The organism is Flavobacterium branchiophilum NBRC 15030 = ATCC 35035, from assembly GCF_002217205.1.
Taxonomy (GTDB): Bacteria; Bacteroidota; Bacteroidia; order Flavobacteriales; family Flavobacteriaceae; genus Flavobacterium; species Flavobacterium branchiophilum.
Window position 1 is genome coordinate 1 of record NZ_MUGT01000044.1, and the last position, 9,167, is coordinate 9,167.

The following is a 9,167-nucleotide window of genomic DNA, read 5'->3' on the forward strand; positions in this document are numbered from 1 at the left end:
ATGTAAATAACTCGATTTTAATATTAAGGTTGATGTTAAAATATCTTTTCTAAATTCATATCCTGATTTTAATTCAAATAAATTTCCGTTGCTTTTTCTATCTAACAAATGTGCATCTAATCCAAAAAAGTCCATTTTATTTTCACTCTGTTGTGTTGTTAGTGTTACATTATTGATATTCTGAAATAGTTCAGGAAAGTTAAAAATATCTGTTTGATACTTTTGAGGTGTTTTTTCATTAATATATCTTGAGGAAAATATTAAAATCTTATGTTCTTTAAATTTATTGGAGTAAACAATTTTTTCATCAAAACGTTGATTGCTTTCATTCAAATCCTCTTTTGATAAATTGTTATTAAAAAGTAAGTTAGTATTTGTTGTGTTGATAGTATTATTGAAACTGCTTGAAATTTCAAGCATTTTAGTTTTAGAAATATTATTTGTTACATTTATTTTACCAAAATTAATTATTTTTTTCTTACTCAAATGAAAGTTTTCAGAATTTGAAAATGAATCATTATTTATTGAGTAAAATTGATAGCTATTTCTAAAAAAATCGTTTTCATCTGAATTTAAAAAAACTAATGTTTTTAATTTAATTTTTGGTGTTATCGTGTAAATTGAATTAAAAGATGCTAATTCAGCATTGTTAAAATTAATTTTTTGAGATTTTAAATTAGGGTTTATTGCATTTAAATTTATAATTTTATTAGCATTTTGACCATCTCCAATACAATCAATATCATCTGGGTTAAAGGGCTTTATGAGGTCATCAACTTCTCCAATTGCATCTATTCCAATATTATTAAGATTACCAATAAAATAGTGTTTCGCTTTTTTGCCAAATGACATTAAATTTGTTCTTACTTCGTATCTGTTTTCAGAAACTACACCGTAGCCCATTGATAAGTTACCAAACCATTGTGCTTTTATATTTTTTTTAAGTGTTAGATTAAGAGCTACTTTATCACTGTTTTCAACTCCTTTTAACAGCCTATTATTAGAATATTTTTGGTAGATTTCAACATTATCTACCACATTAGCATTCATATTTTTTGTTAATAATTTATAACCGTATTCAAAAAAATCATCCCCTCCTACCATAACTTTTGACACTTCTTTTCCACCAATTTTTATAGTACCATTAGCAGTTACTGTAAGTCCAGGAATTTTTCTTAATAAATCTTCAACAACAGTTTCATTACCTTTTGAAAATGCTTTAGCATCTATTATAATAGTATCTTGTTTTATAGTAATTGGAGATTCTTTTTGCAGTATTACCTCGTCAAGAGATACTATTTCATGTTTTAAAACTGCATTTTGTGTATAATTTTTATTGTTGTTTATAGTAATTTTATTTTTAACCGTTTTATATGATAAAGCTGAAAAAAAAATGTCAATATCACCTATTTTATTTGTTATTAATTTATACTTACCTTCTTTGTCTGTACTTGTAAAACCAATAATAGAATTATTGCCATAAGGTTTTATATAAATATTTGCAAAAGAAATAGGATTATTTAAACTGTCATTCACTATCCCTAAAATTGTAGCTTGTGCAAACAAAAAATTGCCTAATAACAATGTTATTAGGCAAAAATAAATTTGTTTTGAAATTCTATTTTTTTTCAACTTCCCATTCATATACTTGTTCAATTGTATGTCTTTTAGAGTTTTCACTACTTGATATTGTACCGCGAGGCATTATTTTGTTAATTCGTGCAAACATTGATTTTTGTTGATTATCAAATTTTTCTACAAATTTTTTTAATGTAACTTTTTCTGCATTTATAGTTTGAAATACTTCAATTTTAAGTTTATTATTTGATGGATATTTTATTTTGGTAGCAACCCAATGACGGTATCCAGCATCATCTGAAATTTCTAGTATTAATCCTGGTAGTCCATGAAACTTCCAAGGGCCAAAAGAAATTGGAATTTCAGTAGTAAACCATGCAACATAGTTTCTACCTCTAAAATTCAATATAGCTTTGTTGCAAATAAAGTTATTTATTTTTTTTACTTCACTATTTTCAGAAAGTATCCATTGCATTAATGGAATCTCTTCAACTATTATATAATCGTCCTTTTTAATATTTAAAATTGATTTAATAGAATCATTAGTTATATCTATGTAATTGTATTCATCAATCGATCGTTCTGTTATTTTTATTGAATTTGTCTCGTAATCAATCTCTTTTTTTTCTTCTTTATCTCCTGTAGAAAATAACTTAAACAAAGAAGAACTTTCATTGCAATTCAAGATGCCTTTGCGTGTTATGTAAGCGTTGTTAATTTCTAGCTTGTATTCCACTTCTACTTTTCCTTTATCTTTTTGAGCAAAAGAAAATACGGAAAATAAAATAAATATAATTTTAATAAACAAGTTTTTCATTTTTTTTATTTTAAATATTGCGGATTAAAAATCTAATCCGCAATATTATTGTTAAATTATTACATTGCTGCAATAGTATCTTTTAGCATTTGTTTACAATCAGCCGCTGAGTTACAAGGCAAATCCCAACTACCAACTAATTCTCCTCCTTGATAGATTCTAATATGGCATACCCCACATGCTTTGTTAAATGTAGATTTAACTACATTTTTGTTTGTTGTCCCTGCAAATGTACTTATAGAAAACAACATCAATGATAATCCTAAAATTAATTTTTTCATAATTGAAATTTGGTGTTTCCATCTTTTGGCAGGACAAAGACTTCCGCTTTAAATAGTTTATATTAATCTACCGTTTTTGTTACTCAATACTTTAAAGAACGAATATAAAAGAAAATAATTGTTAAATGGTGTTAAAAAAAATAATTTTTGCTAACTTTAGCTTACCAATACGTTGGTTTTACGTTAAATTTTAACACGCTTACTTTTCTAAATCGTTCTTTATTATACGTTTCGTTCTCATATGGTTTCTTGCAACTATTAAATACACGAAAGTTATTGCGTTTTTAACATAGTGTATCTACTTTACGAAAGTACAAACAAAAAAATACTTTGCAACTTTTTTTATTAAAAAAAATTACAAGAATAAAAATGAGAAGCAAGAAATTAGAAGCAAGAGGTTAGAAGTGGGAGAACGAAAAGAAAGAAGTTTGAAAAAAACTTTGGTGAGTGGAGGCTGTCCATTGGGGGTTGCCCGCATGAGGGATAGAGCAAGGCACCATGTGCTCGTGATAGCCCGACGGCAAAAAAAGGAAGCCCCGCCTGAAGGGTTTGGGGCGTGGGGGCTTTCTTTTTTTTGGCGGCATGCCCTTGTGTGGATGGTTCTTTTTTGTTGTAATTATTCAAAAAAAACAGTTACGTTGTCTGGCTATGCAACGATTTTTTTTTGAAATTTTTTTCTAAAAAATACTACGCATTTTTGGACTATTTTATAAATATATGTGGTATAATTCTGACAAAGATATTGATGAAATGTCCTTGATTTTTATGTGTTTTGATTTAATTGATGTCTATGAAAAAATCTTGTTTGAGGACTTCGATTTCTTGTAAGGCATTGATTTTGTGTTCAAAAATTTGCCATTCTTTTGTAGGGCAAAGTCTTATTTTGTTGCCTCGAATCATGATATCGATGGGCATGTCAAAAAAATCGACATCGGTAACCCAACGGTATTCTAAATGGGATTGAACTTTTTTGAATTCTAGTTTGGGTAAGTTGGTGTAATGGAGGTATTGATTGAAAATGGGGGTTAGGTCGAGTTTGCTTTCTTGATTGAAAAAAGCGATAACAGCTTCGGTATCAATAATTTGGTGTTTGAAATGTTGGGCATAGTCGTAGAGCATTTTCCACCAGCGTTCGTCGTTGTTGATGACATTTCGGATGGTGTGGAGCATGAATGCACCTTTGTAATACATATCGCTCGAGCCTTCGTTGGCTACTCCATATTGGCCAATAATGGGTTTGTCTGCTTGTATGTTTTGTGCTAAACCATTGATGTAATATTTTGCTTTTGTAGCTCCATATTTACATTCTAAATATACGGCTTCGGTATAGCACGTAAAGCCTTCGTGTATCCACATATCGGCCACGTCTTTGCTGGTGATGCTGTTGCCAAACCATTCGTGTCCGCTTTCGTGTATGATGATAAAATCGAAAAGTAAACCAAAATTGGTGCTGGATAAATCGGTGCCAAGATAGCCTTTTTTGTATTGGTTTCCGTAGGCCACGGCACTTTGATGTTCCATGCCTAAATAGTTGGTTTCTACCAACTTATAGCCATCTTCTTTGAAAGGGTAGGGGCCAAATTTGGCTTGAAAGCAGTCCATCATGGGTTTTACTTCTTGAAATTGTATTCGGGCTTTGGCTTCGTTTTCTCGGAGTACATAATAATCTAAATCGAGGCCGCCATGTTTGTCGCTAAAATGGATGTAATCGCCTATATATAATGTAATATCGTAGTTGTTTATGGGGTTTTTTACTTCCCAGTTCCATCGTGTAAAACCGTTTTTGAGTTTTTCGCTTCCCTTAAAACGGCCGTTCGACACGCCTACTAGCCCGTCTGGGATGATGAGTTTGATGGTGGCTCCTAAATTGGGTTCGTCTGTTTGCGAGTCTTTGCACGGATACCATAAGCTTGCTCCTGTTCCTTGTACGGCTACTCCAATAAAATCTTTACCATTTTTGTCTTTTGTAAATACAAACCCACCGTCCCATGGGGCTCTTTTGGCAATTATTGGGTTTCCTGAATAATAGAAAGCTATTTTTTCGGTATTGCCCATGCTTAATGTTTCGGCAAAATCGATAAATACAGCATTAAATTCACGTTTGTATTCGAGTTTGAACCCTTTGAATTTGATGCTGTCTATTTTCATGTTTTCAAATAAATCTATCTGAATAATATTGGTATTTTCTACTACTTTGAAAGTAATTTCATTTAAGCCATATATTTTTTTTTCTTTTGGCAGTACTTTCACCGTAAGGTCGTATCGCATGACATCGAAGCTGGTTCTTTCGGGTCTTAAACCTCCAAATAAGGTGTCTTTTCTGGTAAATGTTTCCTGAGCAAGTGCTATTATACTGGCAGATAAACAGATGGTTAATAAAATTTTTTTAAGCATTTTTTTAAAGTTTGGTTTGTTAATTATTTAGTTTGGTTTTTTTAAATTATTTAAAACCCATTCCATTTCGGGGTCTTTTTTGGAGTAACGGTCTTCGATGGTTGGAATTATAACTTGGTGTGGCATGACTCCTCTGCCCTCTATTGGGGTTTGATGTGCTGCTATACAGGCAATTAAACCAAGGTGCATTTTTAATTTTGAATGTGGTAACATGATTTCGGGCATGATGCCAGCCACAGTGCCATTGGCTGCTCCTCCTGTTTCGTTGCCCACAATTGTGGCTCTTTTGGATTCCTTTAATTCGTTGGAAATCAAGCATGAAGCAGAAAAACTTCCTCCATTGACAAGCACGTAAAGGGTACCTTTAAATGCTTTGCTTTTTGGTTTGAACTGGTTTTGAAACATGTTGTAATAATATTGTCCGTTTGCATTTTTGTGGGTTGATGCCCAAAAATAGCCGAATGTGAATGGGGTTGAAATGATTTTAAGTGTTTTTTGGTACCATTTTTTGCCCGAAAAAACACCGTATTTATACAGACTGAATCGAGAAGTGATGTCTGATTTTTGTAGAAAAACAAAGCTTGAGTCTGCCAAATAGGAGTACAATTCTACAATTTCGGCTAAACTACCGCCTGGATTGTCCCTTAAATCTAATATTAAAGTTTTGGATTTTAATTGTTGTATTTGATCAAAACAATATTGATAACATTTTTTGTAATTTCCATACCTGAATCGGTTGATTTTGAGTACGGCAATACTACTGTCTTTTTCTAAAAAATGCAAATTTCTAGAAAAATTTTTGGTGTTTGAGTCATAGCCCCACAATTTTTTTGCTTTTTTTGCTACTGTAGTTGTTTTTGGTTGTTTTTCGGTTTTCTTTTTTGTTGTATTGCTTGTGTCTGGTTTTAATCGTTTGACAACACACCATTTGATACTGTCTTGGGACTTTAATTCTAAAAGTAAGCTGTCTTGTAATCCAAATTCAGAGGTGTATAAATCACCAATTGATTTGCCTAATTTTCGATATTTAAAGGTTTTATTAAAGCCATCTGAGGCAAACCGTTTTTCAAAAACAGCAGCTAAACTGTCTATTTTGTGTTTGTTAATACTTAAAATTTCTGATTTTTCGGGTATATTTTTTGATAGGGAATTGTTTTTTACAATATATAGCTTTTGATCAAGATATTCCATTTCCAGTTGAGAGAAAGGCCCTTTTCCTTTTTTGTTTAAAGCAGCTATTTCTTTTTTAGTATATTGTTTTCTGGGAATGCTTAATCCAGAATGTCCTTGTTTAATAGCAGCTACTAACGGGCTCAATTGGGTATATAGTTCGTAAGGAGTTAGGGGTTTTTTGATGGTCGTTTTCAGACTGTCAAATTTATAATCTAAATCTTTTTTTGAAATATACCAATACAATTTTGGGTGCATTTTTTGCATTTTTGTATAGGTAAAGTCAATATCTTCTTTTATTTTTTCAATTGATAAAGGCTTGATTAATTGAGCATTGTGCTGCTTGATAGATGAACATCCGCAAAGTTGTATAAGCACAATAAGTCCTAATATTTTTTTACACATAGCTATTTGAAAGTTTTGGTAAACTTAATAAATATTATTTTATGTACAAAAAACTATAAAAATAAATTTAATAAAATTAAAAATTTTCAAATACACCCAAGCCAAACAAAGCAAAATCGTATTTAACGGGGTCGTTTGGGTCTAAAATTTTAAGGTTTTTGTCGAGCTCTGCTAATGCTTTGGCATCATTTTGGGTTCTGGTTAATAAACCGAGTTTGCGGGCCACGTTGCCAGAATGTACATCGAGCGGACAAGAAAGTAGGGAAGGGGAAATGCTTTTCCAAATTCCAAAATCAACGCCGCAATTGTCTTGACGAACCATCCATCTTAAAAACATATTGAGGCGTTTTGCAGCAGATTGTTTTGAAGGGTCTGAGATATGTTTTTGGGTTCTGGAAGTATGTGGAATTTCAAAGAATAATTTTTTTAGTAAGGTTATTTTTTCTTGTATATTGTATGTTTTTTGGGTGTCATAAAATACAGATTCAAGTCCATTGTGCTGATTGTAAAGATGTTGCAACCCTTTGATAAATACTATAAAATCATGTCCATTAAAAGTTCTGTGTACAAATTGTTCTAATTTTTTTAAATCTGTCTCATGGTGATTTTTTACAAAATCAAAAGGCGATTGGTCTAACAAATCCATCATTTTTTGGGCATTTTTGATGATCATTTTTCTATTTCCCCATGCTATAGTAGCACTCAAAAAAGCGGCTATTTCTATATCTTCTTTTACAGAAAATTGATGCGGAATAGCAATAGGATCGGATTCAATAAAATGAGGCCGATTGTATAAATGTACTTTTTCGTCCAAAAATTCTTTTAATTCGACTAAATGTAGTTTTTGATGTGCCATTATTTATATGATATTGCCGTCCACCATAGTGAGCTTCCTATCGGCCTTATTTGCCAATTCTTCATTGTGAGTAACAATTACAAATGTTTGTCCGAATTCTTCTCTTAATTTAAAAAAAAGTTGGTGCAAATTCTCGGCCGAAACGGTATCTAAATTCCCTGAAGGCTCGTCTGCAAAAATAATTGCTGGCTTGTTGATGAGCGCCCTTGCCACTGCAACTCGTTGTTGTTCGCCTCCTGAAAGTTCACTTGGTTTGTGGTGTATTCGATGTGAAAGGCCTAAATAATCCAATAATTTTTTGGCAGCGTCTTCTGTTTCTTTTTTGTTTTTTTGTGCTATAAAACCTGGAATACAAACGTTTTCTAATGCCGTAAATTCTGGTAATAATTGATGAAATTGAAAAATAAAACCTAAATTGTTATTCCTAAATTGTGACAGTTTTTTGTCATTTAATGTCAATATATTTTCATTATTGATTATTAATTGGGTGTTTTCATTTATATTAGGCTTGTCTAAGCTGCCTAAAATTTGTAACAATGTGGTTTTACCAGCCCCAGATGCCCCAACAATTGAAACAATTTCGCCCTTTTGTATATGTATATCAACTCCTTTTAGTACTTGCAGTTGGTCGTAATTTTTTACGATGTTTTTTGCCTGAATCATGATGTTATTTTTCACAAAGAAACAAAAAAAAAATACCATATTTAAAATTATTTTCTTGTGCTTATTGTTTTTGGCATCAAATTTGTAAATTGCTTGCCCATAATAGTTTATTTTAATCTTTTAATTTTATCACAATGAAAAATCAATTGCAATTACCAGTAACTGAAAGTCAAGATGATCATAAATATATGAAATTAATTTTGGGAATTATTTTTGATATTGTCGGAATGTTATCCTATATATTGCCTGGTTTGGGCGAATTTACAGATGTAATTTGGGCCCCAATATCTGGTATTATCATGACAAAAATGTATCATGGTACTACGGGAAAAGTAGCTGGTTTTATTGAATTCATTGAAGAAATTGTACCTGGTATTGATGTTATTCCTACATTTACTTTAACTTGGATATTTGTATATGGTTTTAAAAAATAATGTAGATTTTACCCAAAAGTTGCATCAAATTACGGCACACCGAGCCAGCAGAGACGAAATAGCAGCATTAGTTTTGCTCGATTTGAAACTTTTGAAGGCTACTTTTGAATTTGCTACTGATTTTTCAAACAAAAATCATTTTAAAGGCTATTGGGTTTTAGAGTTGGTTTTGATGCAAAACATCGAGCTGATAATACCTTATTTGGATATTTTTTGTAATAATTTAAAAAATATTTCAGTTGATAAAGCTTTAAGACCAGCCGCTAAGATTTGTATGACAGTGGCTTATAATTTAAAAATAAACAAAAAACATAAAAATATTATTATTGAATCGTGTTTTGATTGGTTGATTTCTGATGTTAAAGTAGCAACAAAAGCATATTCCATTCGAGCATTATTTGAATTTGGAAAACAACACCCTTGGATATACCCAGAATTACAAGCCATAATCGAACAAAATTTTGCTACGGAATCCAATGCCTATAAAGCAGTAGCTAAAGAAGTAATGACCAAAATATCCAAAAGCTTGAAGTAATACCAAATATACCTATAAAATAGTCCAATCTACT

9 protein-coding genes are annotated in these 9,167 nt (G+C 31.3%); 2 read left to right on the forward strand and 7 right to left on the reverse strand.

Annotated features, from left to right (window positions below; translation table 11 throughout):
- The 7 genes from B0A58_RS05865 to B0A58_RS05900 form a co-directional block, all read right to left on the reverse strand.
- Nucleotides 1–1,632, reverse strand: a 1,632-nt coding sequence (locus B0A58_RS05865; protein ID WP_165766298.1) for a carboxypeptidase-like regulatory domain-containing protein, incomplete at its 3' end; no start/stop codon positions are given.
- A complete protein-coding gene (locus B0A58_RS05870; RefSeq protein WP_089080261.1) occupies nucleotides 1,619–2,395 on the reverse strand; it encodes a GLPGLI family protein in 777 nt (258 codons plus the stop codon). The genes B0A58_RS05870 and B0A58_RS05865, both read right to left, overlap by 14 nt.
- Nucleotides 2,396–2,454: 59 nt before the next feature.
- Complete coding sequence (locus B0A58_RS05875) at nucleotides 2,455–2,676, reverse strand: hypothetical protein (protein WP_089080262.1); 222 nt, start codon at nucleotides 2,674–2,676, stop codon at nucleotides 2,455–2,457.
- Between the two features lie 777 nt (nucleotides 2,677–3,453).
- Nucleotides 3,454–5,070, reverse strand: coding sequence for a M1 family metallopeptidase (locus tag B0A58_RS05885; protein WP_089080264.1), 1,617 nt, complete (start codon nucleotides 5,068–5,070; stop codon nucleotides 3,454–3,456).
- A 27-nt stretch (nucleotides 5,071–5,097) separates the two neighbouring features.
- Nucleotides 5,098–6,645: a S41 family peptidase gene (locus B0A58_RS05890; protein ID WP_089080265.1), complete on the reverse strand. Its 1,548-nt coding sequence runs from the start codon at nucleotides 6,643–6,645 to the stop codon at nucleotides 5,098–5,100.
- Nucleotides 6,646–6,721: 76 nt separating this feature from the next.
- Nucleotides 6,722–7,501: a TIGR02757 family protein gene (locus tag B0A58_RS05895; protein ID WP_089080266.1), complete on the reverse strand. Its 780-nt coding sequence runs from the start codon at nucleotides 7,499–7,501 to the stop codon at nucleotides 6,722–6,724.
- Between the two features lie 3 nt (nucleotides 7,502–7,504).
- On the reverse strand, nucleotides 7,505–8,164 hold the full coding sequence (locus B0A58_RS05900) for an ABC transporter ATP-binding protein (protein WP_089080267.1): 660 nt from the start codon (nucleotides 8,162–8,164) through the stop codon (nucleotides 7,505–7,507).
- 134 nt (nucleotides 8,165–8,298) lie between these two features.
- Between B0A58_RS05900 and B0A58_RS05905 the strand changes: the two genes are divergently transcribed.
- Together B0A58_RS05905 and B0A58_RS05910 are read left to right on the forward strand one after the other, a co-directional pair.
- Nucleotides 8,299–8,598, forward strand: a complete 300-nt coding sequence (locus B0A58_RS05905; protein WP_089080268.1) for a hypothetical protein — start codon at nucleotides 8,299–8,301, stop codon at nucleotides 8,596–8,598.
- Nucleotides 8,582–9,133 carry a hypothetical protein gene (locus B0A58_RS05910; RefSeq protein ID WP_089080269.1) on the forward strand — a complete coding sequence of 184 codons (552 nt, stop codon included), beginning with the start codon at nucleotides 8,582–8,584 and terminating at the stop codon, nucleotides 9,131–9,133. Before B0A58_RS05905 ends, B0A58_RS05910 begins: the two co-directional genes overlap by 17 nt.
- Nucleotides 9,134–9,167 lie beyond the last annotated feature (34 nt).